27 protein-coding genes are annotated in these 25,865 nt (G+C 41.7%); 16 read left to right on the plus strand and 11 right to left on the minus strand.

Annotated features, from left to right (window positions below; genetic code table 11):
* Window positions 1-40: 40 nt before the first annotated feature.
* Complete coding sequence (locus ABFX33_RS15035) at window positions 41-601, minus strand: cyclic nucleotide-binding domain-containing protein (protein ID WP_346086684.1); 561 nt, start codon at window positions 599-601, stop codon at window positions 41-43.
* Between the two features lie 95 nt (window positions 602-696).
* A complete protein-coding gene (locus ABFX33_RS15040; RefSeq protein ID WP_346086685.1) occupies window positions 697-1,128 on the minus strand; it encodes a hypothetical protein in 432 nt (143 codons plus the stop codon).
* A 353-nt stretch (window positions 1,129-1,481) separates the two neighbouring features.
* Here ABFX33_RS15040 and ABFX33_RS15045 point away from each other — a divergent pair, with 353 nt between their 5' ends.
* Complete coding sequence (locus tag ABFX33_RS15045) at window positions 1,482-2,510, plus strand: hypothetical protein (RefSeq protein ID WP_346086686.1); 1,029 nt, start codon at window positions 1,482-1,484, stop codon at window positions 2,508-2,510.
* A 39-nt stretch (window positions 2,511-2,549) separates the two neighbouring features.
* Here the strand turns inward: ABFX33_RS15045 and ABFX33_RS15050 are convergent, their stop codons facing one another.
* Entirely contained in the window at window positions 2,550-2,744 is a 195-nt protein-coding gene (locus ABFX33_RS15050) for a hypothetical protein (protein ID WP_346086687.1), read from the minus strand.
* A gap of 603 nt (window positions 2,745-3,347) precedes the next feature.
* Here ABFX33_RS15050 and ABFX33_RS15055 point away from each other — a divergent pair.
* From ABFX33_RS15055 to ABFX33_RS15095, 9 genes are all read left to right on the plus strand, one after another.
* Complete coding sequence (locus ABFX33_RS15055) at window positions 3,348-4,103, plus strand: hypothetical protein (RefSeq protein WP_120257626.1); 756 nt, start codon at window positions 3,348-3,350, stop codon at window positions 4,101-4,103.
* 9 nt (window positions 4,104-4,112) lie between these two features.
* A complete protein-coding gene (locus ABFX33_RS15060) occupies window positions 4,113-4,517 on the plus strand; it encodes a DUF5675 family protein (RefSeq protein ID WP_346086688.1) in 405 nt (134 codons plus the stop codon).
* 518 nt (window positions 4,518-5,035) lie between these two features.
* On the plus strand, window positions 5,036-5,260 hold the full coding sequence (locus ABFX33_RS15065; protein ID WP_346086689.1) for a hypothetical protein: 225 nt from the start codon (window positions 5,036-5,038) through the stop codon (window positions 5,258-5,260).
* Complete coding sequence (locus ABFX33_RS15070; RefSeq protein WP_346086690.1) at window positions 5,247-5,420, plus strand: hypothetical protein; 174 nt, start codon at window positions 5,247-5,249, stop codon at window positions 5,418-5,420. The genes ABFX33_RS15065 and ABFX33_RS15070 overlap by 14 nt, the downstream gene beginning before the upstream one ends.
* 192 nt (window positions 5,421-5,612) lie before the next feature.
* On the plus strand, window positions 5,613-6,200 hold the full coding sequence (locus ABFX33_RS15075) for an RNA polymerase sigma factor (RefSeq protein ID WP_346086691.1): 588 nt from the start codon (window positions 5,613-5,615) through the stop codon (window positions 6,198-6,200).
* Window positions 6,201-6,242: 42 nt separating this feature from the next.
* Entirely contained in the window at window positions 6,243-7,400 is a 1,158-nt protein-coding gene (locus tag ABFX33_RS15080) for a FecR domain-containing protein (RefSeq protein ID WP_346086692.1), read from the plus strand.
* Window positions 7,401-7,659: 259 nt separating this feature from the next.
* The gene (locus ABFX33_RS15085; protein ID WP_346086693.1) at window positions 7,660-11,160 is read left to right on the plus strand and encodes a SusC/RagA family TonB-linked outer membrane protein; all 3,501 of its coding nucleotides are present in this window, start codon (window positions 7,660-7,662) and stop codon (window positions 11,158-11,160) included.
* A 31-nt stretch (window positions 11,161-11,191) separates the two neighbouring features.
* Window positions 11,192-12,610: a RagB/SusD family nutrient uptake outer membrane protein gene (locus ABFX33_RS15090; protein WP_346086694.1), complete on the plus strand. Its 1,419-nt coding sequence runs from the start codon at window positions 11,192-11,194 to the stop codon at window positions 12,608-12,610.
* 5 nt (window positions 12,611-12,615) lie between these two features.
* On the plus strand, window positions 12,616-14,076 hold the full coding sequence (locus ABFX33_RS15095) for a TlpA family protein disulfide reductase (RefSeq protein ID WP_346086695.1): 1,461 nt from the start codon (window positions 12,616-12,618) through the stop codon (window positions 14,074-14,076).
* A gap of 390 nt (window positions 14,077-14,466) precedes the next feature.
* On the opposite strand, the gene ABFX33_RS15100 is transcribed toward ABFX33_RS15095, so the two are convergent.
* The 3 genes from ABFX33_RS15100 to ABFX33_RS15110 form a co-directional block, all read right to left on the minus strand.
* Window positions 14,467-15,264 (minus strand): helix-turn-helix domain-containing protein, encoded by a 798-nt coding sequence (locus ABFX33_RS15100; RefSeq protein WP_346086696.1) that lies wholly within the window; start codon window positions 15,262-15,264, stop codon window positions 14,467-14,469.
* Between the two features lie 124 nt (window positions 15,265-15,388).
* Window positions 15,389-16,381 (minus strand): SDR family NAD(P)-dependent oxidoreductase, encoded by a 993-nt coding sequence (locus ABFX33_RS15105; protein ID WP_346086697.1) that lies wholly within the window; start codon window positions 16,379-16,381, stop codon window positions 15,389-15,391.
* A 219-nt stretch (window positions 16,382-16,600) separates the two neighbouring features.
* Window positions 16,601-17,167: a hypothetical protein gene (locus ABFX33_RS15110; RefSeq protein WP_346086698.1), complete on the minus strand. Its 567-nt coding sequence runs from the start codon at window positions 17,165-17,167 to the stop codon at window positions 16,601-16,603.
* A gap of 250 nt (window positions 17,168-17,417) precedes the next feature.
* Between ABFX33_RS15110 and ABFX33_RS15115 the strand changes: the two genes are divergently transcribed.
* The 5 genes from ABFX33_RS15115 (at window position 17,418) to ABFX33_RS15135 (ending at window position 20,665) form a co-directional block, all read left to right on the plus strand.
* Window positions 17,418-17,993: a Crp/Fnr family transcriptional regulator gene (locus ABFX33_RS15115; RefSeq protein ID WP_346086699.1), complete on the plus strand. Its 576-nt coding sequence runs from the start codon at window positions 17,418-17,420 to the stop codon at window positions 17,991-17,993.
* Window positions 17,994-18,059: 66 nt separating this feature from the next.
* Window positions 18,060-18,503: a carboxymuconolactone decarboxylase family protein gene (locus ABFX33_RS15120; RefSeq protein WP_346086700.1), complete on the plus strand. Its 444-nt coding sequence runs from the start codon at window positions 18,060-18,062 to the stop codon at window positions 18,501-18,503.
* Between the two features lie 224 nt (window positions 18,504-18,727).
* The gene (locus tag ABFX33_RS15125) at window positions 18,728-19,639 is read left to right on the plus strand and encodes an oxidoreductase (protein WP_346086701.1); all 912 of its coding nucleotides are present in this window, start codon (window positions 18,728-18,730) and stop codon (window positions 19,637-19,639) included.
* Between the two features lie 13 nt (window positions 19,640-19,652).
* The gene (locus ABFX33_RS15130; protein ID WP_346086702.1) at window positions 19,653-19,832 is read left to right on the plus strand and encodes an NAD-dependent epimerase/dehydratase family protein; all 180 of its coding nucleotides are present in this window, start codon (window positions 19,653-19,655) and stop codon (window positions 19,830-19,832) included.
* A gap of 29 nt (window positions 19,833-19,861) precedes the next feature.
* The gene (locus ABFX33_RS15135) at window positions 19,862-20,665 is read left to right on the plus strand and encodes a helix-turn-helix domain-containing protein (RefSeq protein WP_346086703.1); all 804 of its coding nucleotides are present in this window, start codon (window positions 19,862-19,864) and stop codon (window positions 20,663-20,665) included.
* Window positions 20,666-20,918: 253 nt separating this feature from the next.
* Here the strand turns inward: ABFX33_RS15135 and ABFX33_RS15140 are convergent, their stop codons facing one another.
* Window positions 20,919-21,257 (minus strand): winged helix-turn-helix transcriptional regulator, encoded by a 339-nt coding sequence (locus tag ABFX33_RS15140; RefSeq protein WP_257090611.1) that lies wholly within the window; start codon window positions 21,255-21,257, stop codon window positions 20,919-20,921.
* Between the two features lie 103 nt (window positions 21,258-21,360).
* Between ABFX33_RS15140 and ABFX33_RS15145 the strand changes: the two genes are divergently transcribed.
* Window positions 21,361-22,107: an SDR family oxidoreductase gene (locus ABFX33_RS15145; protein ID WP_257090612.1), complete on the plus strand. Its 747-nt coding sequence runs from the start codon at window positions 21,361-21,363 to the stop codon at window positions 22,105-22,107.
* A 141-nt stretch (window positions 22,108-22,248) separates the two neighbouring features.
* Here the strand turns inward: ABFX33_RS15145 and ABFX33_RS15150 are convergent, their stop codons facing one another.
* The 4 genes from ABFX33_RS15150 to ABFX33_RS15165 all read right to left on the minus strand — a co-directional run bounded on the left by ABFX33_RS15150 (window position 22,249) and on the right by ABFX33_RS15165 (window position 25,793).
* On the minus strand, window positions 22,249-23,307 hold the full coding sequence (locus ABFX33_RS15150) for a serine hydrolase domain-containing protein (protein ID WP_121123290.1): 1,059 nt from the start codon (window positions 23,305-23,307) through the stop codon (window positions 22,249-22,251).
* A gap of 257 nt (window positions 23,308-23,564) precedes the next feature.
* Window positions 23,565-24,317, minus strand: a complete 753-nt coding sequence (locus ABFX33_RS15155; RefSeq protein WP_346086704.1) for an SDR family oxidoreductase — start codon at window positions 24,315-24,317, stop codon at window positions 23,565-23,567.
* 29 nt (window positions 24,318-24,346) lie between these two features.
* Window positions 24,347-24,772 (minus strand): YybH family protein, encoded by a 426-nt coding sequence (locus ABFX33_RS15160; protein WP_346086705.1) that lies wholly within the window; start codon window positions 24,770-24,772, stop codon window positions 24,347-24,349.
* Between the two features lie 154 nt (window positions 24,773-24,926).
* On the minus strand, window positions 24,927-25,793 hold the full coding sequence (locus tag ABFX33_RS15165) for a helix-turn-helix domain-containing protein (protein WP_346086706.1): 867 nt from the start codon (window positions 25,791-25,793) through the stop codon (window positions 24,927-24,929).
* Between the last annotated feature and the right edge of the window lie 72 nt (window positions 25,794-25,865).

The following is a 25,865-nucleotide window of genomic DNA, read 5'->3' on the forward strand; positions in this document are numbered from 1 at the left end:
AAAAATCGAAAAATCGGGTCTGACGGTAGTATTTCAACTTTTATTGATTTCTTTTGCTTTCATATATTGTCTTTGGATCTATGTACAAAAATTGGCTCAGCAATTTATTGTTCAGACTATGGAACAGCACAGGCATCAGCTCCTTGAATTTTGCATATCTGGCCATGGAATCTTGGGCCATAATAAGTCCTTTTTTATTAAAAAAATCTGATTTACGCTGCCTCATGATACTCACAAAATGATGCATGCTTGGATACCGGTCTTGCATCTCCTGCAAAACTGTTAAGGGTATACAGGCAATTTTACTCTTTTTGAGAAACTGAATATTCAGATCCTGGCTATTAAAACTATACTCATGCTTGGTACCGGTAAAATAATGCCCTTCCGTGGCGATCCAGTGGAGATAGGGCTTTCTGAGTTGAAGCTCATATGCGCCCACCATACCCTCGAGCACATAGCACCAATAGGGACGGCTCTCGTCCTCCCGGCAATAGATCTGCCCGCGCTTACCTTGGCGTACTTTAGCATGTCGGATCAGTTCATGGCGACAGGGATCTTCTACATTGAAATGTGCATTTAAATGTTTGATAAAACGCTTCACCTTTAATATGTTGTAAATGAATAGTTCATGAAAAAGAAAAAAACGCCATGAGAGAGATATGGCCCATGGCGTTTTGTTAAATTATTTTAGATCATCTAAAGAAGCGTGTAGTAAATCCTGACGATCAAATGCCCCTCTAAACGGCGGCTGAAGATCTCATTTGCTTTAGATTCTACTGGTATCTCAGGTGTATCTGACTGGATTTTGTTTGACTCATATTCGGTTACCTTGACCGAATCCCGAGGGAAGGTGCTGGTGTTTTTTTCATTAGTCTGCTTTTCCAACGTGATGTCTGCCTGATTGTTGATGGCAAAGGCGATCTCTTGGGCAAGATTATTTTTGAAGTCTGATGACAGCGATATCAGATACTCAACCTGGCTCTCCGAAAGTTCAAAACGCGACATAAGCCAGCTGCGTAGGCAGAGCAGGATCAGCTTTTGCTCCATCATCTGGAGTTCGACGGTTGAGCTGTACAACTGTCTGAGCCATTGTTTGACTCCCATCTCATCAAATGTGTATTTGTTCATTCTGTTTAGTTTGTCGGTGATTGCTAGGCCTCAAAGGATATAGCGGCATGCCAATGCTATACATCAGGCAACTAGTATGCACCGTTGTTAAAAATTTAAATTAGTTTTATAATTCGATCGAACAGCGAATCTAAAACCAAATCACTAAAAAGCGAAGGAAACAAAGGCCGAGATCGGCGAAAACGAAATTGGTGTCGTCGAAATATGTATGAAACACGCTTGAATGCTACTTAAACGCATTTGCAAAGTCTACGAAGGGATAAATTAAATCTATGATAGCATGTAAAGGAAACGTTACCTTAAGTAATCATACATATTATTAACTTGCAGGTTAATCTTATTGTCAACCTATTATGATAACAATTAAATCTTTCTTTCGCTCCTGGTATGGAACTTTGTGGATAATTTTATTATTAGCAGCTATTTCATCTTGTTTGATCACCTTTTATACGACTAAAGAATCACCATTTTCGAGTATAACCAGGGAAAAGCATCTTTTGATATTTCTTTTTAGTTTGGTATTAATGCTATTGGCGATAGTCCCTGTTGCATTCGTCATATACAAACTTGACTCGTACAAATTTCTGGGGCAAAATGAAATAATACGCTATCTGATCCAATTTGCATTACTCGTTTTGGTTTTGGGGGCTGTGGCCTTAAGAATTGTTTACAAGGTCTATTTAGTGGTATTTGGACAAGATCTTCAAAAAGGTGATTATTTTGAGCGGGATTTTGTCGTGGTCATGTTCTGCTTTATCATGGTTCAGTTCTATTATGCCTTTCGAAAGAAAAGAAAGATTAATAACTATAAAAAAAAGCGGGTAAAAGTAATGCAAAAATGGCTTCTGCAGAAAGATGAGCAGATACGAGCGGAGGAAAAAAAGAGTAATGAGCTTCGGATGAATTATGAGCATGAATTGAATGAGCTAAGAAATCGGAAGCAACGACTGCGCGCCAACCACGATCGTTTGAGCAGTGACGAAAACAGATTGAAGGCTTGTCTCAAAGAGGTCAGCCAACAGATTGAGGTAATGATAGGTGCTGTCAATGAATGGGTGAGAATACCTCAGATTGCGTATTTCCATCTCAAGGAAGGATCCGCTAGATCCAAGTTGGTCGATGTACGTTTGCTGGATGGCCGGGAGGGCACTGTTGATATAGACTCGCTGGCAAAAATTGAAAAATTGTGGCCTAATGTATTTTTCCGCGCCGGTCGGGGGCTATTGATCCAACAGCTGGCCATAAAAGACCAATACAAGGAGGGCAATGATTATATTGTGCAGCTACTTGGCATAGATCAGGAGCAGTTGAAAGTGCCGGCTGAGGCTTACGATAGACTACTGAAAATAAGGGAAGAATGGGCATTGGTAAATGAAAGATAAGAGTTAGGGGGCGGGCTTGCGCCCCCCAATTTTAGAAATTTAAAGCCGATCAATAACTTCCGCTAGGGGTAAGTCATAATATGCTGCAAATTCATGTATGGTAAGTTGCTGGTGCTTGGCCTTTCTATAGGCATCTTTTGCCTGCTGATATTTGCGCTGTGCCTGCCTGGGACTGAGATCGAGTACCAGGGCAACATCTTTTGGATTGATACAAAGTCGATATTTTTTGCTCATGTTTATCTGGGCTGATGGAGCGCTGTGGGGCATAATATGGTCATGCCACAGACAATCCATAGGTGGTACCATGATTTTCCTGTTAGCTGGATACCTCTCTGCCGATAGATGCACGATGCGCACTTTTAACGACAGCCCTTAAGAAAAAAATTAATAATTCTACTTTAAACGATTCAATCCATATTTTGTTTTAAATATTTGTATAACAACATTTTGATATTTACCAGTTAATCTATTACATACGCTAATATCAGCCCCTTTTTGATCTTGGCTATTGCTCCGGTACCATCCTACGGGGCTATTGACAGGAGGCTACCATCCCCACACATTTTACTTACACGCAGTCTACGGATTGCTGTAACTCTTTGGTAGCTTTTCAGTAGCTTTCCAGTACCTTTTTGGTAGGGTATTGGTACCTTTTCAGTACACTCGCGGTACACTAACAGTACTTAAATACTAGCCCATGATGGACAAATAGTGCCATATACTGCCATTCCGAGCCTAATACTGACTATTTAAGCCATGTTGGCCATATCGGGTCATTTTGGACAGTGGGGGTTTTAATGCTCATCATCTTTGTGTTGTCATCAAAACTTAAATATCATGGCAAAACAAGAAAGTTTAATCAAGTTTAGAGGGAAGGTCGGGGACCTTTCTTTTAGCAAACACCGCAGTCGCGGTTATGAAGTCCGCATGAAAGGCGGTGTGGACAAGGCCCGGATCCAGACGGATCCCAATTTTCAGCGAACACGTGAAAATATGGCCGAATTTGGTACTGCCGCAGGTACCGCCAAACTCCTACGTATCCAGCTGAACAATCTGCTGCGCACATTTGCAGACAATACGATGCGCAACAGGCTGACGTCGCTGATCCACAGGATACAAAAGTCGGATTCGGCAAATGCACGTGGCGAGCGGATCTTTCTAGAGGAAAACAGTACAATGCTCAAGGGCTTTGAGTTTAACCAAGCCAGCAGCCTAAAAATGCTGCTGGGTGAAAAACTGGAACCAACCTATGACCGTACCGCCGGTGAGGCCACACTGATCATTCCGGAGTTCAACCCACAAAATGATGTCATGCTGCTGAACGGGGCGACGCACATGTTGTTTACACTGGCCGTTGCCGAGCTGAGCACTGATGAAGTACCTCCGCGTCCCGTGATGGTCAGATCGGGCTACATTCCGCTGATTGGTGTGCACGTTGAGGAAACACTACAGGCACCATTGGTCGTAGATGCTGCAAAAGTGGTATACATCATTGTGGGTATTTCGATGTATCAGGAGGTTAACGGGGAATTCTATCCACTCAAGAACAACCCTTATAACGCAATGACCATCGTGGACGTAGACATTCCATAATTGCCTGTCATGAACAACAGACACACCCTCAAGCTCCTCCGGAAATATGGGGCTGAGGGAACAAATGGAACGATCACGTACAACGGTGAGCATATCTGCCATACCATCGAGCTGCCTGACCGCAATAACATCAAGCGGATCAGCTGCATCCCGATCGGTCAGTACAAACTGGAGAAGGTCCGTTACCAGCGGCATGGTGAGCAGATCGGTATCCCGCATGTGCTAAACCGTGAAGGAATCTTGATCCACGCGGCTAATAATGCCAAGAACGAATTGCTTGGCTGCATCGCTCCGGTCACCAGCCTAACCGGTGAGGGACAGGGTGTCGCAAGTGGGAAGGCCCTGGCCAAGCTGAAAGCGCTGGTGTATTGCCTGTGGGATATGGGTGATGAAGTGTATTTGAGTATTCGATAATAGATGGAAGGGCGGGAATAGATCATGGCTTTCTTTTGTGTCATCTTTTTAGTTATCTGGCTATATGAATCAAACTCGCTGCGCTCGGACAGTGATTCATATTTACGCCAGATTCCGTCAAAGCTTGACAGTCAGAAAGCCATATTTTCTATTCTTTGCCCTTCATGTTTATCGAAAGGTGTAGTGGAGGAAGGGGATTGGTAGTCGGAACGCTAGGCTTTCAATTCCACGATCTCCTTAGCTTAACGAAAAGTGTGTGTTGGAGGATGGGGAAACAATGTCACTTATTCTTTGCCCTTCATATTTATCGAAAGGTGTGTTGGTGGTAGAAAAAAGACAGGATGATTGGTCATCCGCTATATTCCTTGGTGCAATTGCTATTGTCCAATGGCTGAATGAATTCAAACTCACGATGTTCAAACGAGAATTCATTCTTAACGCCATTCGGCTTCATCAATTTGCAGTCGGAATATAATGCTATCAACCACTCATCCTGTCTATTGAAAAACGCAAAAAGGATGAAAAAGATCTTTAACAAAATAGGACAGGTGCTGCAGCTGGTGCTGGCGGCGCCTGTCAAACTACCGGATAAGGTGGGGAATGTATTAAAATACCTAGCTTTGGGGCTAGGGATCGTGGAGACAGTATTAGATCGGGAGGAGCCTCCGCCAGAGGCTGACGGCATAACAGAGAAAGGCTCGAAGGAAGCGTTGGAAAGGAGCAAAGCCGATGAAACTGAATGATCTCCGTATCTCCACTATCGGTGGAACAATCTGTTCCATCTGGGCCAGTATCTCGCTGGGTGATGTACTACAGACTGTCCTCACGGCTGCTTTGGGTACATTGATTAGCTTTGGAACGAGTAGGCTACTGGCGAAATTATGTAAGCGGAAAGTGAAGTAAGGCGAATAAGGCGCACGGTATTGTGCGTCTTATTTGTTATAAGGCATATCTTCCTTTAACCTTTTAGTGCCAAACGATGTTCAGGAAAACTGTTAATTTTAACAAAACGGCGAAGCGGCGTCAGCTATTTGTATATTTCGAGAAGACTTGTATATTTACTTTCATAATAAACGCTACACTCGCTTTAATTGATTGAAAACGCTGGATACCAATATTGATCTTAACCTTTTGTCTCGATTACGTCAATCGGACCAAAAAGCGTTTGATAGTATTTACTCAAAATATAGCCTTCCACTTTATCGCACCTGTGTTAAGCGCTTGCTGGATACGGAACTCTGTAATGATATTGTTCACGATATATTTCTGGCATTATGGGAAAACCGGGATAAGTCAACTATACAAAATCTAAAAGCTTATCTTTTTCAGGCACTTCGGTTTAAAATTATTGATCATATCCAAAAGAAGGGGCGGAAAGAATCGCTGCTGACGGGCTATGTTCATCAGCTGCAAAAGGATTATATCGGTACCGATCATGCTGTTCGTACCAAACTCATGCAGGATCTGATAGATCAAGAAGTCAAAAAATTTCCTCAGAAGATGCGCATGGTTTATCTGATGAGCCGCGAAGATAACCTCAGTTATGCGGAAATCGCCCGAAAAATGGGTATTTCCGAACAGACTGTGCGTACACATATCAAACATGCCCTCAGAAGACTACGCATCAGAATCACTTTTTTTATTTTTATTTTATTTTTCTTTACCCTCTACCTGTTCAAATAGCGACTTCTATAGATAAGAGGACTTTTGCCTCGTGATAAATTTATGAATCGTAAAAATAAGTTCAGTACTATTCTGTTAAAGAAGTACCTCGATGGTCAGTGTACAGATGTGGAAAAAGAGTTGGTCGAACGTTGGTATAAAGAAATGAATGCCGGACCGGTGTCTTTGGATACGGTGCAGATCAATGAAAACCTCAACATTATCCGGAACAGACTTGCTGAACATATACATTCTGATGTTCCTGTCGTTTGGTACCGCAGGCGCTATTCGATGGTGGCATCGATTATACTGGCGCTTTCGTTATTGGCTGGCCTGATTTATTTCCAGAGCGGCGGTTCCGCTCGAAAACCAAAACCTACACTGGATAAGGAAAAAGCATTTATGATCACTGCTGAGGGTGATACGGTGAACCTAATGGAAATTGCTGCTTCGCAAGGGGAACAGCTGAATGGCATATTGATCGAAAAAGATGACAAAGGGCAGATTTATTACAGTACACTCGACAATGTAGCCCCTAGGAATATCAAAATCGTTACTCCTGCGGCCGGCCAATATCAATTCGTACTTCCTGATGGGTCAAAAGTCCACCTCAACGCAAATTCCAGTCTTGTATTCAATAGTCATTTTTCGCAGGGAGCACGAACCGTACAGCTCAATGGTGAGGCTTACTTTGAGGTCAATAAACAGGTCAATAACCGGGGACAAAAAAATCCGTTTATAGTGACTAGCAAGGGGCAGATCATTACAGTACTTGGAACGCACTTTAATGTCTGCGCCTATGATGATGAGGCATACAGCCGTACGACACTGATAGAAGGATCTATCGAGCTCCGAGCGTTATTGGGACAGCAGGCTTCGTTGATCTTAAAACCGGGTCAAAAAGTTACTTTGAATAATATACAAGGTACCATTGCACCTGAGGGTATAAGAAAAGAAACAGCTGTAGACTGGACAGCAGGTTATTACAAATTTGAAAATGAAAAACTGCCACTGCTCCTAACACGTATATCGAGATGGTATGATGTCGATATTGTGCTTGATCCATCGTTGACCGAATTGACTTTTGGTGGACGGATATCACGGAAAGATGATCTGACCAAAGCGATAGAAATCCTTGAGATGACCGACGAGATCAGTGTGCAGCTGCAAGAGCAGAAACCTAGGAACAAATTAATTATTAAACCCAAAACAGAAAAGTGAAAAAAATAATGAAAAGAGCTCCCTAACCCGTTCAGGGCTTTACAATAAAGCGGAGGTGTTCGAGCACCTCCGACAATAAAAATAAAGCTTCCTGTAATTCCTGGAAAAAGTATTAACATTCGAAACCCTATCTATGAACAAAAATATAAAAAATCATTTGTCTGGGACAGCTATGTGCGCTGATATTTTATCGGAGACGATATTTTGTCAAGGGCGACAGCGATTCTGGAAAGACCGAACCCGCATAAAGTACCTTCTTATGAAAATGCAATTGATAGCTGTCTTTATCTGTATTTTTCTGATGCAGGTTGCAGCCAGAACGAACGGGCAGACTGTCAGTGTTTCTGGAAAAAACCTGAAATTGACGGTAGTATTGGACAAACTGAGCGAACAGAGCAATTTTGATATCCTCTACAATAGTAAGGATATGGAATCCGCGGGGACGGTTTCCATTGAAATGAAAAATGTCAGCCTGAATACGGTATTGGATTACTGTCTAAAAAACCGCCCCTTTCGGTATCAAATCAAAAATAATACGATCGTTATCCAGTCAACCAAAGCAAATAACCGCTTACAGCGCTCGATTTCGGGACGTGTGCTGGATGACAATGGAAAACCGCTTGCCGGAGCGGGAATTATCTTACTGGATTGCAATATCCGTACGGCTACTGACCAAAACGGCTATTTCCGCTTGACCAACATCCCGGGGGAAGTGAGCAAATTACAAGTGAGCTATGTCGGTAAACGGCGTGTTATCCTCAATATCAAGCCGGAGATGGGCGATATTGTCCTGGAGGGCAACAACTCGGAGCTTGATGAGGTATTGATCAATACGGGATATCAGCGGCTTCCCAAGGAACGGGCTGCCGGTGCGTTTGATATTATTTCAGGAAAGAAAATTGAAAATAAGATTCAGACGAACGTATTGGAACGTCTGGAAGGAATGGCACCGGGCCTTATGCTGATCAACGGTAGGGATGGGAGTGGCGACGCACTTACGATCCGTGGTGTATCGACGTTATTTGGTACAGCCAGGCCCCTAATTGTTGTGGACAATTTTCCGATAGAAGGTGATATCAATAGCATAAATCCCAATGACGTCGAAAGCATTTCTGTATTGAAGGATGCCGCTGCAGCATCAATCTGGGGGGCACGGGCAGCAAATGGCGTTATTGTTATCACAACTAAAAGAGGAAGAGCAGGGGAAGCTCAATTTCAATACACCAACAGTTTTCAATTTGAGCCTAAACCCAATATCGACTATCTAAACCGCCTTGGTGCTGCAGATGATATTGCGATTGAATCCAAACTGATCCCTCGGACTGCAGCTTTTGAACAGAGCCTTCGCCGCGGATATAGAGATATCTCCAAATTCACGCAGTTATTGATGGATTCACTGACTGGGCGAATTTCCGCCGGTCAGTTTCAGGATCAGGTCGCTCTTCTTGCGGGACTTGATAATACGCAGCAGATAAAAGATCTGCTAATGCAAAAACCATTTCTCCAGAACCATAGTTTGGCGGTGAATGGCGCAGCGGATAAGTTTAACTATTATGGTTCGATAAACTTTACCGACCGCAAGGGATACGATCTCAAGGAATGGAGTAAAAATTATAGCATTTTCCTGAAAACAAACATTCAGCTAGCCCGTAAGCTTCAGCTCGGGATCAGCAGTAACTTCACCTTTGGAAATGGCTCCCAATCTCCGGTACCGGCACTGGGTATTTTTGGGCTTAAACCCTATGAAATGTTGCAGAATGATGAAGGTTTGCCATTGGCTATCAACCGAGCCGCGGGAAGTGCTGGACAATCCCCGTCCAATAGTTATACCATTGCACAGCGAAGGGCCTGGGGATTAGAAGATGAGGCCTATTACCCCTTGCGGGAGCTAGATCGGACTGAGCTCTCCAACAGAAATAATAATAGCCGTATCCAGGCTGAACTTAATTATAAACTGGATGGAGGAATTGGTTTTAATGTAAGCTATCAGCTGGAGAAAGGAAATGCCTACAACAGGGAATATGCACATCCTGACCAAGCTAATCTGGTCAAGGTCATCAATGACTATGTGACTCCGGTATTGGGCGCAGACAATCAGGTACGGGTGAATCCCGATGGTACCTTGTTTACGCCGGTTTTTAATATTCCGCAGGGGGGCAAATTGGATGAAACACGAACAGACTACAATAGTTATGTGATTCGGGGATGGATGGATCTGAATAAGACCTTTGGTGAGCATCAGGTCTCAGGGATCTTAGGATTGGAAAATCAACAAGTGCAGACTACAGGAAGTACCCTGACAAAATACGGCTATGATGACAACAGCCTTAATTTTGTCCAATTGGATTACCAGCGGCTACAACAGGTCACCCCGATATTGCAGACAATCAGCGGAGTACAGACAGACTTCCCTTCACGTGATGCCTTGAGCTATTTGGAGAATAGATTTGTATCCGCTTTTGCCAATGCTTCATATACCTATAAAAATAGATACACTTATACGGGTAGTATCCGTTTGGACCAGACCAATTTATTTGGAACGGACAAGAGGTATCGATACAGTCCCATGTGGTCTTCTGGTCTAAGCTGGAATATCGGTCAGGAGGACTTTATCAAATCCATGCCTGTCATAGATGAACTGATCCTCCGCGCGACTTACGGTATTAACGGAAATATTCCAAAGAATTCAGGGCCATTTATGATTGCGCAGGCGGACATACATTTTAGAACATTATTGCCTAGCCTGAATATTACTGTGCCAGAGAATAATGCCTTGCGCTGGGAAAAAACAGCGGTAACCAATTTTGGAATAGATCTGGCCATGTACCGTCATCGGATCCGATTAAAAGCGGATTATTACCTACGCCGCAGCAGTAACCTGCTTGGCGATGAACAGATCAATCCGACCTATGGTTTTGAAACCGCCCAGCTGAATACAGCCAGTATGAACAACGATGGTTTCGAAATATTGTTGACGACACAAAATATCAAAAAGCAGAATTTCGGCTGGACGACGACCTTTATGTTCGCACGAAACAACAATAAGATCACAAAAGTTCATTTGAGCAGCAGTTATACCAACCCACGGACTATTGCTTCGGGTACACCTTATTTTGAAGGTAGACCTTATGGGGCCTTGTACAGTGTTCGTTATGGAGGTCTGACAGCAGATCGAGGGCAGCTTCAGATTCTGAATGAACATGGCGAAATTGAGCCTGACCGATTGACTGATAATATCGCATTGGCCTACTATTCAGGAAATCGAAGACCGGTAAGCAATGGGGCATTCACGAATAATTTCAGATTCAAAAGCTTTGAGCTGAACGCCATGTTTATTTTTTACTTAGGTCACGTCATGCGACAGAATATGCCTGCAGCTTATTACGGTACGGAGTCAAAGGATGGACGGCTGGCGGATGCATGGAAGAAACCCGGCGATGAACAACATACCATCATTCCGAATGTTGTGCTCGATAATGCAAACTACTATACCTATACTTATTATAGGAACTTTTTGGATGTCAATGTTTTTGATGCGGGTTATGCTAAATTGAGAGAGCTGATCCTAACTTACAATATGCCCATGAAATTATTAGGGAGACAACGGTATATCAAAGCGCTGCAGATCAATCTTCAGGGACGTAATCTTTGGACTATCCGAAAGAATAAACTAGGCATTGATCCGGAAGCTTTTTCGGGTGGTACGCGCACTTTGCCCATATCGCCGACATATGCATTTGGTGTGAACCTCAAATTCTAAAAACGTGAATCTTAAAGTACAATTTTTGACTATGAAAAAATATTTATACACGACGCTCTTGGTCGGCATCCTGAGCTTGCTGAGTTCATGCGAGAAGTACCTCGATATCAAACCCAAAGGTTATGTGATACCACAGACGGTGGAAGATTATGAGCGTATTTTAAATGATATATCATTGACCAAAATGCTGGCTGACGGCCTCGAGAAACTTTCGGACGATTATTACGATCCGGCACTGGTAGAGGGGACAGATGTCACTGCAGTAGATTACCGTTTATATTTTTGGCTGCCAAGTCCTTATTCCCAGCCAGATGATTTTATGTACGCTTCCTATTGGAACCTGTTGTACAATCAGATCTATCAGTACAATGCGGTGATCAATGGAATTGATGGAGCCAGTGGGGCCACGGAGCAGCGAAAGAATATTGCCCGGGGCAGGGCACTGGTAGGGCGCGCGATCTGTTACTATTACCTTAACAACATCTATGGCCAGATTCCCAAAACGGCAGATGATCAGACTGCCCTGGGGGTGCCGCTGGTGGTAAGCAATAAACTGACTGACCATCTGCCAGCACGTAGTACTACATGGGGTACTTTTGATTTTATTGTCAATGATTTATTGACGGGTATTTCGCTTATCCCCGCAAGTTCGCCGAGCAATTATCAAATTAATCGAATGGGTGCATATGGCTGGCTTGCCAGAACTTACCTGACCATGAAGGACTATAAAAAAGCACAGCAAGCTGCTGTTTCTGCGTTGGAACTCAATAATACCTTGCTGGATTATAACAGCCAGTATGAAGTACAACGTACAACAGATGGTACCAGTTTTTACGTCCCGAAGACTGGGGCTTCGATTATGACTCCCCAGCTCAATCCAGAAAATATGCACATTATATTTTTTAGTTATACACGCGGTATGGCATTCCAACAGCTGGCAAAGCAGACTTTAGACGCATTTGATACGCATGATTTGAGGAGAATAAACATCGTACCCTCGTATAGCACGACTGGAGATGTTAAAAATTGGGATGGGCGCTTCATATACATGGGAGTTAGAAGTTACGAATATAGTGCTGGGCCAACGACGGCCGAGATGTATCTTATACTTGCGGAATCACTGGTACATGATCAAAAATATGCCGAAGCCTTGGATAAGATCAACCTGTTGCGTAAGAATAGGATTGAACAGGCCTATTATCAACCTCTTGTGCATGAAAATGCCCGGAAAACAATGACTTATATCCTGAAAGAGAGAAGGGCTGAGCTATTATTCAAAAGTGTACGCTGGTTTGATATGCGCCGGTTTCAGAATGATCCCGAATTTGGCTTTACTGCTGTCCATGAACTAGCCAATGGCCAGCTGATCAAATTAGCCCCCAATAGTCCCCGATATACAATGTCAATACCTGATCGCGCGATCAATGATCAGATTACCCAAAACCCTTAAAAACAATGAAAGCAATGAAAATAGACAGAAATATAATGCTGGTCGTCCTTTTTATAGGATTTTTAAATTTTTCCTTTGGTCAAGACAAAAAGTTGAAATTAACAGTTTATGCCCCTAAAACTTCAAATCTGAACGTCAAAGTCACCTCACCGGTCGAAGGCTATTATTTCGGAGGCAATACAAACGATTTTACATTAGGCGAGCAGACACACAAGGGTGAATATTCCATGTCTGTTGGTCCAGGACAGCAAATCATTCATGTAGAAAATGATTATCAGGATGCTAAGCTTATCGTAATGGAGGGTGACAATATCACAATCACTTTCCAGGGGAACGATAGCCTATTGGTAAGTGGAAATAATGCTGAAGGGCAGCTGTTGTACAATCATCTTACAAAAGACGATACCCGGTCACGGTTTCAGGAGCTTGATGTGTATTCAACTGTCGCAGAACGTCTCCAGATGATTGATCGTATGCAAAAGAAGGATGAGCAAGAGATAATAGGCCTGCTAAAAAGCAAAAAAATAACACCGGATTTTGCGGATCTTTTTAAAATAGAGTCGAAAATGTACTATAAACTGCTCTGGTCTACGGATCTTTTTTTTACCTGTAGGCCCCTTGTATATGGTGAAGACCCGGCCACAGCGAAGATCAGTCCACAATTTGTTGAGGCCTGGAAGAAATTGTATGCAGATATGACCGTAGATTGGGCGAAATCGCCATTTTACCCCTTGCTAATGTCCCGTTACAGTAGCCTTCTGTCGATTGGAAAACCTGAAAGTAATGATCCTTCGAAGCCCTATGCGCTTAGTCAGATTGAAAAGCTAAAAACAGTGCTGAAAGGCAAGGCTTTGGAATATGGCTGGGCCAATAGTATTACTGAAGGATTAGGTCGGAATGAGAATGAAAAAGTTTGGTTGACAAATTTTGAAGACTTTAAAACCTATTTTTCAGGTAGCCCACTTATCCCAATTTTGAATCCAATGATCAAAAAGGTTGAAGATTATCAAGCTAAATTATTGATAGATACTCCAGGAGTGATTTTTTTGGAAAACACCGAAAAGTATTCCAGTTTAAAAGCGCTATTTAAAGATATTAAAGGAAAATTCTATTATGTCGATCTTTGGGCAACCTGGTGTAACCCCTGCAGAGCCGAATTACAGTTTAGCATCAAATTGCATGATGAGATTGAAAAGATAGGTTATACGCCACTCTACCTATCGATTGATAATGAAAAGGCGAATGCTGCTTGGAAGGAGATGGTCAAAGGATATCCGTTAAAAGGGCTAAATGTGCGTGCAGGGGAGTCTTTACAGAAAGAAATTAATCAAGAAGTACCCAAGTTTACCGGAATACCGCGCTATCTGATTGTAAATGACCAGGGCGAAATTGTTAATTGGGATGCGAAGCGACCGAGCGATGGCATCGAGCTTATTAAGCAACTGTCTTCCTATCGTAAACTATAAAAAAGATGAGATACCTTGCGCAATCCAACAAAAATAGCTGCAAAAAACGGCCTATCCGATTCACTTGCTTGTTGGCGGAAAAAAAAATGTAGATTACAAATTGATGATCTGTACTACTGAATTATCTTTTATACAGTAAGACTCGATAACTCAGACAGATTATTATGGCATCTTAATGAAAAGAAAATTTGAGTACACAACGGCAGGACCATGACCAACAGGCTATTGCTTTTGGCAATAGCCCGTTGGTTTCGGTGAATTAAATGCCTTTGAGTGGACAGTTTTGCGACCAGTCGTTTGCTGGGACGCTACAATGAGCGAAGACGTCCATAAATAATGGTAAGACGCACCCAAACGGTCCGCCTTGCTCATTTAGATAGGGCTGAAATTCTATAGCTGACTTGGGGCTAATCCAAATTGCTTTTTGAAAGCAAATGAAAAATGGGAGAGATTTTCAAATCCTACATCATAACAGACTTCCAAGGGTTTTTTTTTCTTTTCTGTAAGCTGATAATAGGCAAGTTCCAAACGTTTATGGGTTAACCAGCGTTGTGGAGTCATGGTGAAAGCCTTTTTGAAGTCCCGCTTAAAGGTTGTCAGACTTCTGCCAGTCAGGTAACCAAATTTTTCCAGTGGAAGATTGAACATAAAATTCTTTTCCATATAATCGACAAGGTTGATTTTTCCGGGCTCTTCAAAATTGGCAAGGACCTGATCGATCTCTTGGTTCAGCGTTCGGAGAATACTGATGGCTTCGGTAATTTTAATGGAGGCAATATCTGCAGGAATGTCTTTCATGTCGAAATAGGGGATAAGTGATGCCAGGCAACTTTCCAGGAGCGGGTGATTATTGAAACAAAAAATCTTCGGTGAATTTTTGGGTTGGGGATTTATATTCTTGCCTGCATAGAAATTTCTTAATGTTGCTAATGATAAATGCATGACAACAGTTTTATGAGGTTCACCGTCTTTAGGATAATTAATAATAGTTGCCAACTGATTTCTGGGAATTAGAAAAATATCCCCTTTTCCAAATAGATAGGTAGCATCAGCCTGTACAATCTTGGTTTCTCCGGAAAGAAACCAGACCAGCATATGCTGGTCAAACATAATATCTGATTTGAAAAACTTGTCTTCGTAGCTTGAAAGCTTTATATCTTGGGTAATGTATCGGGCTTGGTATTCCATGATTTTTGCATTTTTATAAGGGAAATCAATAACCTAAAGATAAGAAATAACAGCATTTACTTTGTTTAAAAGTTCATTGCTAAATTGGGGCAAAATGCAGATCCTGCCCCAGTTGTAAGCTGATTTACGGATTGAAGCGAATACCCGTCATCTCTTCTGTCAGTTTCCATAGTTTCTTCGCATTGGTTTCATCAAGTGAATAAGGATGTACGCCTTTTTGGTCTGTCATAGCTGATGATAATACTGCGATGTCTCCATCCTCACAATATACTCCTCCAATATGCTCCAGTAAAGGGCTTGTAGCGCACCATACTGTTGTAGCGGCTCCTTGTGGGATCGTTTTTAATGATGCCGCTACCTCAGGCAACATGTTGCCATTTACATCCACAAAACCCATTTTTTGAAATAGTTCCAGTGGGGCTTCTCTGCCTAATTCAGTTCCACCGATAGAACCTGGATGAACGGCATAGCTTCTGATATGGGCAGATTGTCCCCGCACATCCAGTTCCATTGAAAAAAGATTGACAGCGGTCTTCGATTGTCCATACCCCTGCAACGTTTCATATGCGCTGTGGAGGAAATGAGGATCATCAAAATTAAAAGGCGCAAAATGATGACCGTGTGAAGAAACATTAATCACGCGTGCTCCATTGGCTTTTTGTAGTGACGGCCATAATCTGGCGCTGAGCTGAAACACAGCTAAATAATTGGTTGCCAGCTGGGATTCTATACCCCGTGCATCTCTGCGAAGTGGTACCCACATAATACCTGCATTGTTGATCAGTAAATGTAAGGGTCTTCCTGACGCGATAAAGTTTTCCGCGAAAGCATCAATAGATGTGGGAGACATTAAATCCATTGCGACAATTTCGACATTTCTAATTCCTTGCAGATTCTTCTTTGCCTTTTCAATATCGCGCGCAGGTATGATTACTGTAGCTCCAGCTGCGGCGAGAACTTTGGTGGTTTCCAACCCAATTCCTGTGTTGCCGCCAGTGACAATAGCGATTTTCCCGGTAAGATCGATGTTTTGAATGACATCATTGGCTGTTGATTTTGCATTGAAGCCCGAACCGATAGGTTGTTGTTGAACTCCCTGATAATTATTCTTTTCCATTTTGAACATATTTAATTGTTATTACTGAGACAAAATTAGGACGGATTAACATGCGCCGTTTTGTTCAAAAGTCCTAATTAGCTTTGTTCAAAAGGGCAGGTGATTTTATAACAATACCAGTAGTTCGTTTTTCTTTGTTTTGGTTAGGATAATCCTCATTCTGGCAACGTAAGGTGTAGCTATTTGGGAGCAACTATGGTGTACCACACTTAATAGGAATTATTCTTGCCGGTAGACCAGGTCTTTGCTGATGCAATGTTCTTCCCAGGGCATTTCTATAAGCCGGCTATGCGCGTTTTGTGGAATGATACTTTTTGATGTCGGCAGGTAAAAATGGGTTTTATTTCCACTTCTTAACGTATCGCGTAAATCGGGGATCTTTTTGAGGGTGCGTTGCAAGGCCGCAAAAAAGGCTTTTGAGGATTTGTCAGCTTGCTTCATGATCTGCCGCAGGTGGATGATTTCTCTTGTACGATCAGTTTCATAACCACCACTTCCTGCGATTGTATATTCGGCTACAGGCGAATCGTAGAAGAGACCGGAGCTTGTGATTGTCTCCTGATCTGAAAAGGGATAGGTAGACAGAAAAAAACCATAATAATCCGCCGATGAAAAGCTTTCCAAAAACGCCGACTGATTTTCCTTGTTATATTTCACATAATTACGCTTGCCTGAACCGCGGTTTATCGTTTCAATATAGGCGTGCGCACGATGTTTTTCCATCGTTTCTCCGCAATACTGAAAAAATAGCTCTGCAGGTATGGCAATCCAAAAGTATTGGCTCATTTTTTTCTTGTATTTAATTTAACTAATATAGGATAGTTACTCTTCCGTATCATCATTGTAACCAATGGCCAAAGGCTTTTGACCATCCACAACATAAGCTTCGTAACAGGTAACGCCTAATTTTTTAATGCCCTGAATGTAGGCAGGCAAGTAAATATACTAAAAGAATCAGACCAAGTATGTTAAGGTTACATAACTTATTTTTTACTATCTTAATGGCACTAAAAATGATGAAAACAGATTTAAAATAATGCTTGAACAGTTCAAAAAACACCTGGATAAATTTATAAAGGTTTCCGATGATGAATTTACCGACATTACTGGATATTTTGAGCCCCAGACGCTTAAAAAGAAAGAAAACTTATTGACCGAAGGGCAGATCTGCAAAGCAAGTTATTTTGTACTGGATGGAATTATAAGAAAATTTTTCATCAACGAAAAGGGTGTTCAGCAGACTACTGAATTCGCGATCGAAAACTGGTGGATGACAGAGACGTTCTCTTATATAAATCAGACGCCCACAGAGTTTTATATTCAGGCTGTACAGCCAACGGAAATCCTGGTCATTCGCCAGAATGCCTTCAATGATCTAATGGAAAATCACCCGGTCATGGAAAAGTATTTTCGCATGGTGTACCAGAAAGCCTATGCCGCTGCTCAGATGCGTGTCAAGATGCTTTACGAACACTCTAGGGAAGAGCTATACCGTCAATTTCTCAAGAATCAACCTGCATTTCTCCAACGTGTACCGCAATATCTCATTGCTTCCTATCTAGGCTTTACACCCGAGTATCTCAGCGAAATCCGCAAAAAAAATTTTTCTTAAACCCGTTTAAATTTTTCCGGCTCTCTATTATCCAATTTTGTAGTATCAAAATAAAAAATAAGAAAAATGGAAAAACGAATCAACATCAGCACAACAGAACCACAGGCATTCAAAGCAATGTTAGGATTGGAAGGCTATCTGTCAAAAATTGAGATCTCGCAAACGCTTAAAGAACTCGCCAAAATCCGTGCTTCACAGATCAACAACTGTGCTTACTGTATTAGCATGCACACCAAGGATGCCATCAAAAACGGTGAAAGACCAGAGCGTATCTTTTTGTTGAGTGCCTGGAGAGAGGCTACCAAATTTTTCACCGAGGAAGAGCAGACCATACTGGCAATGACGGAGGAAGTAACCCTTATACACCAAAACGGATTAAGTGAAGAAACCTACAACAAGGCATCCGAGATTTTCTCCGAAAACCAGATCGCTCAGATCATCATGCTCATCGTCACCATCAATGGCTGGAACCGTATTGCCTTGAGTACTCATCTGGAAATAGAAGATTAATACGTACGTTTATAGGGAGCTGTGGAAATGGACCAGAAGTATTTCATAAGCTCCCTTATTCTGATAAATCCTATAGCAAAGGCGATGTAACGCGGCCAGCAAAAACGAGCAGTGGCCATCAGATTATAATCAACAGAGTTGACCTTCACAACAAAGGAAATTTGAACTCCACAACAAAACGACATAACAGCAATTCGACGAACTTTGTAAAAAAATTAAAGGTTATGTGGACAAAAAATAACATCCCTGATTTATCGGGGAAAATAGCAATCGTTACCGGATCAAACACCGGTATAGGGTTTGAAACAGCAAAAGCGCTGTATGAAGCAGGTGCACATGTGACCATTGCCGCAAGGGATTTCCAGAAAGGAAAAGATGCTATCAAAAAAATTCAGTCCGAAACGGCTGGGGTGGAAACATTGGACTATGGAATGCTGGACCTCGCAAACATCGGCCTGATTCGGGAATTTGCAGATCACTTTATGCAAAAGCATACAAAACTGGATATGCTCATCAACAATGCCGGAGTGATGGTTCCTCCAGCTGCTAAAACGGATGATGGCTTTGAAATGCAGTTCGGCGTAAACTTTATGGGGCATTTTGCGCTGACAGGATATTTGCTGCCGCTCGTTAAGCAGACCGCCAATGCCCGAGTAGTGACACTTTCCAGTGGGGCGGCTACTTTGGTGGACAGCATTGACTTTGACAACCTCAGACTGGAAAAGAACTATGATGAATGGCGTGAATATGCCGTAAGCAAGCTGGCAGATATCTTGTTTAGCTACGAGCTGGACCGGAGATTCAAAAATGCCCGTATATCGGCCATTTCTGTGGCGGCGCATCCCGGCGTCACGCGAACCGATTTACAGCGGAATATCCCGGGTGAAAATCTGGAAGGTATGGTTGCTGCATTTGATCAGGTGATGGAGCCGTGGCAGGGTGCCCTGCCAAGCCTGTTTGCAGCAACAGATCCATCCGTTGAGGGTGGTAAATTCTACGGCCCGGACGGTCCGAAAGAATATGCGGGATATCCGGCCTTGTCCGGCCATCATACAGCAGCCATGAACGATGAAGCGCTTGCCAAAAGGCTCTGGGAATATGCCGAAAACGCCATACAATTGACTTACAAATTCTAATACTTGATCCGAAATGAACAATCAAACAGTTTTAGTAACCGGCGGTACTGGATTTTTGGGCGTAAATATTATTCTTGCATTACTCAAAAAAGGATTTACCGTAAGAACAACACTGCGCACGCTCTCCCGCACCGGAGAGGAAGCGATACTTGCAAGTGTGGACAGCTACAATTTCAGTAACACGCAAAATTAATCTGTAGGGATCAGTATATTTGGTAAACCATGAAAGTTAACAACATCCAATCCTGTCACCTCGGCCCGGAGATCTCTCCCGAGAACTATATACCGGAAAACTATTTTCTATACTTATTGAAGGGCGATATGAAGGCTTATGACGGCGAGAAAAACTACACAATGAAACCGGGCGACTATTGTATCGCCCGGAAAAATCATTTGGTACGTTATACGAAATACAAGGACAATGATGCTTTTGAAAAAATCATCATCACCCTGGATGAAGCATTCCTGAAGCGCTTCCTTGAACGGCATGTTTATGACGTCCGGCCATCAACCATCAGTGACTCCTTTATTTTTATACCGGAAAACAAGCTCATCCAGAATTTTATAATATCACTGGAACCTTACTATACCGGTGATCTTGAGATCAGTGCGGATTTTGTTGACGTAAAGAGAGAGGAATTATTGATTATTCTATTGAAATCGAATCCTGACCTGATTAACATATTGTTCAATTTCTCGTTACCTGATCGGATTAATTTAAAGGAATACATGAACAAAAATTTCAGGTTTAACATCAGCCTGGAGAAATTTGCATTTTTTACGGGGAGGAGCCTATCGACCTTCAAGCGGGATTTTCAACGCATATTCGGAACGACCCCGGGCATCTGGCTCAAGAAGAAAAGATTGCAGGAAGCTTATTTTCAAATCGCCGAGCAATCCAAGAAACCAAGTGATGTCTATCTCGAAGTAGGTTTTGAAGACCTGTCGCATTTTTCCTACGCGTTCAAGAAAGAATTTGGAAAGACGCCAAATGAGATAGCAAAGCCAGTTTCAAATCGCATTTAATAACAATTAGCAAAAGTTCAACTAAAAATCCATTTGACTGTGAGGTTAAACCAAAAAAACTATCCTGGGTATTTAATAGCGCAACGGCCATGATACATATTGTTATTGTTCTTTGTGTATAGGGAATAATAATCTCTGTTTAATTCATGGCTTTACAGGATGACCTATTTCCTTAAAGAACTTTGTAAGCATTTCATATGTACTATCATCAGCGGCTTTTTAGCCGAACAACTGTAGCACAAATAATACGATTCTAAACCTTATCCTCCACAATCATTTTTCGATGTTCTCTACCCCAAATAATCATTTCCGAAATAATAGTCCCGAAAGTCCTGCAATATTCAGTGGGTTCATATTCAATTAAAACAGGAATATCGGGATAAACAGTTCGTTTAACCAACTTATTTAACTCCATATCTTTCAGTTCTTTTGAAAGCATTCTTGTCGTAATCCCGGGGATACTTCTTTCAATTTCGCGAAAACGTCGGTTGCCGTTGCAAAGCGAATTAATAACAGGAATTCGCCACTTTCCTCCAATGAAATAGAGTGTGTCCTGCAAAGCTCTAAGTTCTTCTGTCTGATCTCTTTCCATGATCACAAAGTTAAATGATATAATTGATGATACTGATATACTCCGTTATACTGATAACAAAAGTATACCATTTCCCCTATAACTTTGTAAAAAAATCAAAGAAATGAATAAGTTCAATAACAAATTAGCCATCGTAACAGGTGGAAACAGCGGAATAGGATATGCAACCGCAAAAGAATTAATCGCAGAAGGAGCACAAGTAATTATCACCGGAAGACGAAAAGAAGCCATTGAAAAGGCTGCTGCAGCGTTAGGGGCTATTTCTTTTGTGGCAGATCAAGGGAAATTGGAAGATATTGAAAATTTCAAAACCCAAGTTGAAAAGCAATTCGGAAAAGTTGACATCCTGTTTATTAATGCAGGCATCACTGGAAGTTTAGGTCCGATCGAAAATATGAGTGCCGAAAATTTTGACGATGTAATGGGTATTAATTTCAGAGGAGCTTATTTTACCTTGAGCAAATTTATTCCCCTGTTGAACGATGGTGCTTCAGTGGTATTTCTTTCATCCAACGTCGCGACCACATCTAAACCAAATAGCTCGATTTACCAGGCAAGCAAAGCAGCATTGAATTCCATTGCGAAGACCGCTGCTGCAGAACTGGCACCAAGAAAAATCAGAGTAAATTTAGTGAGCCCGGGGCCTACAAAAACGGAGATTATGACCAAAGCAGGACTGGATGAAAAAACATTGGAAGGTCTTGATGAATGGTTAATCAGCGGAATCCCTTTACAAAAAATGGGAACTGCGGAAGATGTAGCCAAAGCTGTTATTTACCTGTCAGATAACAATGTGGCAAGTTTCATGACCGGAACAGAAATCCTTATGGACGGTGGAATGGTTTTATAATTGGGGCTTCATTTTTTGGAATGTGGGTGCTGGAAGCTTGAAAAAATTCCAGCACTTTCTAATGATATACACCAACTACTTAACGTATCGATCTTTAGGAAATCCAGCTCAGCAAAGGGCATCTGGAACATGAGGAAAAACTTACTTAAGTTCTGGAAGTTTAACCTCTCTATCATAAAGAACATTAACTACATTTTTTATGAAATCTTCCTTTTTGATCCGTTCACCGTTGGTATTATAAGCAATTGAAATATCGGCTTCTTTATTATAAATTAGAACCGCATGGGATCCCAGGGTATCCCCACCATGTCCATAAAATATGGTCCCTTCAAAATCCCAGACTGCGATTCCTCTTCCCCAATCTTCTTTTCCTATTAGAGGTTCCATTAACTGAAGCGTTTCCTTTTTAATAATATTGTTGTGGAACAAATTGTTCACGAAGACATTTAAATCATACGAGGTTGCAGCAATATCGCCGACGCCTATAACATTAAGAAAGTCGAGATCTTTATCTAATAGATGCCAAGAATTATCATTATAGCGATAAGGTGGATAAACGTTTTTTTGATTGGGCCTGAAAGAATCTAAATTTTTTAATCCGAGCGGTTTTATAATTTCATTTCTAACAATTTTTTGATAGGACTTTCGGTATTTTTCTTCAAGGATTTTTGCAAGTAGATAATATGCGGAATTTGAATAAGCGACCTTTTCATCCGGTTCAAAATTTTTCCCCTGTTGGATGATCAGGTCCATGATTTGTTTATCAGTTGTTTTTTCAGTTACCCATACTTCGCCATCTTTAACAACATAACTGCCTAGTCCGCTGGTATGGCCAAGAAGATGTTTTATGGTTATTTTATCCGAATTGGGAATTTGAGGATAGAACTCAGCAAGTTTATCGGTCAAATGTAATTTGTTATCCTCGATTAACTTAAAAATTAGAACTGCTGTAATCATTTTGGTAACAGAGCCAACCTGATACTTTGTACTTTGATTGTAGATCAATCCAGGTATATTTTTTTGACCAAAATGTTTGGTATAGACTTCTTTCCCATTCTTAAATATAGATAGACTGCCGATCCCTAGATTTTTATTTTCAATTGAATTAAAATAAGTATCAAGTTTTTCGGAATTAATATTTTGTGCAAATAGAAAGGTTGGAAGGATAGCAATTAATAGAGCGGCTAGTTTATTTTTCATTTTAAATCTGTTTTTTCTAATATTCGTATGACAATCAGCTATTGACATATATTGCAATATCGTGTTATTTACTTTAGGAATGATAAGTTTTGGCAAAATCTAGTTTGGTAGTACTCAAAAGGAAACAACTTACTTGGAACAATATTCAAAGGCTGATCTCGATAGCGATCAACAATAAATGCAAGTCGACACCGACCTGCATTTAAGGATAAAAGAACTACGAAAGAGCATCTAGCGAAGTGATCATTTTTAACGGCTTAACTTACCACAGTATTCAGCGCCCAGTCCTCAAAATGAATCTTGCCAGCATTATATTGCCCAGCAGGAACAAGCAGGGATTTAGGAACAGCAAGATGCATATATTTGCTATCCTCGTCAGAAACAACCTTTATAGGCTTTCCGGATATCTCGATATATTTCGCGACAAAATCATCCATATTTGCCCTTGTTGGCCCCGCAATCTCTACCTTACCATTTTTAGGCTCTTTGAGTGCAAACTGTACAATGTAATCTGTGACATCTTCCAGGGCAATGGGCTGATAGTCGATCTTCGAAACAAATACCTCGTCACCCTGTCCCTGAACGGCAATGATGGCATCAGTATGCTCATAAAACTGTGTTGAACGAATGATTGTATAAGGTATTCCCGAGTTTTTGATGTTGTCTTCCTGATGTTTCTTTGCGCGAAGATATCCGATCTCCAGCGCATCGTCTGTTCCGACAATGGAAAGTACGAGGTGATGCCTGATGTTTGCAGCCAGCTCCGCTTTTACCAGATTCTTTCCTGCGGTCTGAAAAAAGTGGATTGCATTTTCTTCTTCAGGAGAGGAGGAATTGGATAGATCGATTACTATTTCCGTATTTTCCAGTGCTTGCGAAAGACCTTCTCCGGTCATGAGATCTACTCCATGTGAAGGTGAACCAATGATCACCTGATGACCAAGGTTTGCCATTTTTTTTGTGACCAGCCTTCCAGCAAGACCTGTACCACCGATTACTAAGATTTTCATATCTGAACTATTTAAATTTGTAAAATTGATTAAAATAAGCTGCGCACCTGTACGCCGAATGGATTTCCAAACCAGCATCGCCAATATCCGTCCCGTCCTTTCTTTGCGTAATCGCTTGAAGTTCCGGTAATATTTACTTTTTCGCCGTTATTTCCTGTCCCAGTGATTCTCCAATGCAGGACCAATGAGGCCAGATTATCCGTCGAATAAATATTCCTGGCAACAATTTCTATCGGCAATCCAAATCCGAAGGACTGCTGCAGCTCATGGGCGATCGCTATTTTTCCGCGTTTGGGCTCACCGCTGGTACTGATAACGACTGCATCATCCTCATAGAAGCCGAGCATGGTTTCAATATCCCTAGAATTAAAATGAACCAAAAGAGAATCGACAATCCCTTCAGGGGTGGTTGATAATTTATAAGTTGGATTATCTGCTAAATTATGATCTTCCATAAGACCTAAGAATTTATATTATGCGATATACTATACCGTACAGTGTATCTATAGTGCAAAATTGATCAAAAAATGAATGCAGGAAAACTGACAAACAAAGGTAAAAGGTGGACAAAAAAAGAAGCAGTGTTTGAGTTGAATAGGATAGGATCGTCTAGTCCAGGTCTGGATTTGAGCGTAGTGTCTTTCTGTAATCACCAGGTGATCGTCCAGCTTTTTTTGTGAAAAGCCTGATAAAATACTTGGTATCTTTATAACCTAGCTGGACCGCAATTTCCTTAATACTTAATTGCGAATAATAGAGCAGGCGCTGTGCTTCGCTTAGTATTTCCTTCTGGATCAACGCGGATGCGGATAAGCCCGTCACCATTTTAACGACATCGTTTAGGTGGGCCACGGAGATATTTAGCTTCTGGGCATATGCTGCGGGGCGTTTAAGGCTGCGGTAATCACGCTTTACAAGATTTCTGAATTCGTTGGTTATACTCATAACCCTGGGGCTGTGACTTATGGACCCAGCGGCCGATCTGCGATCGTGACAAATTACCGCCTGCGTTATAAAAGCTGACAGCAAGGGCTGTTGCACTTCCTTATTTGCGGTATTGTTTATACTGTCCAAATTTTTCAGGGAGTCTAGGATTGCCGTAAACCATTGTTGCTCGGGCGCTGAGAGTGACAATATAATGGTTTCATTTAAAGATGCATCAAGTATGTCCTTGGCTGACCTGGTCATATGATGACCTTCAAAAGAAATGTAATAACCAGATGCCCCAACAGTCCCGGTGATCTGATGTACCTGGTGCGGTGGGCAGACAAAAAGTGTTCCTGCAGGCATGGTCAGCTGTTCAAAATCAAATAAGACTTCCAACTGCCCAGCTTCAACAAGCATGCAGGTATAGTGGTCATGCCGATGTGGATTCAGCGCTTTTAGGATGCCCGGAGTTGAACCATCCCATAGGCCAACAGCCATACCGCTGCTGGAATCCATGCTGTTCACTAAAATAGAATCTCTTTTTGGCATGTGGCGCAATTTTAAATTCAAATTTAGTTTATATACTTTAAGAATTGCTATAGATTACGTTTTATGTTAATT

It is taken from the genome of Sphingobacterium ginsenosidimutans (genome assembly GCF_039536865.1).
GTDB classification, from domain to species: Bacteria; Bacteroidota; Bacteroidia; order Sphingobacteriales; family Sphingobacteriaceae; genus Sphingobacterium; species Sphingobacterium detergens.